The sequence below is a fragment of the Mesorhizobium sp. WSM4817 genome, from assembly GCF_055811135.1.
The window spans coordinates 1-488 of the sequence record NZ_JBVVQQ010000134.1; the positions used below are offsets into that span (position 1 = coordinate 1).

The 488-nt window shown below is 54.9% G+C and carries 1 pseudogene; it reads left to right on the forward strand.

What is annotated here, in order from left to right:
* Positions 1–433, forward strand: a pseudogene (locus tag AC0L2K_RS35060) (hypothetical protein); the annotation flags it as partial.
* Positions 434–488: the final 55 nt, after the last annotated feature.

Below are 488 nucleotides of genomic sequence, written 5' to 3' on the forward strand. Positions count from 1 at the left end.
GATTGGCAGGTCGGCGATCAGTCGGGTCTCGAAGTTACGCTTGCAACGGCTCAAAATGCGGTTGAAGGTGAGGGGGGCGACGGTCCGCTTCCTGAATACGCCGCTCAAGAACGCAGCCCTTCAGCAGTATATCCAACTGTCTCCGGGCTCCTACAAGGTTTCTATGGCTGCGTCCGCAAGAAACCTGAAGCTTCCAAAGGAGTTGTTCTGGTCGATCAGGTGCGTGGGGCCTGCTGGCGAAATAGCGCGGTTCAATATTCCGGAGGGTACATACAATCGTAAGGCGCTCGGTCATGAGTTTTCGGTGGGATCGGCCGGGTGCCCCATGCAATTATTGAAGCTGGAAACTGCCGCCATTGCCGAGAGCTGGCGCTTTCGCTACGTCGGCACGTTGGTAATGCACAAACTGTCCATCGAGAGACTTTCATCTTGAGCGACCGGCCATCGGAATGGGATAAATATCTCCTCGGATCGGTTCTGTTTATAGC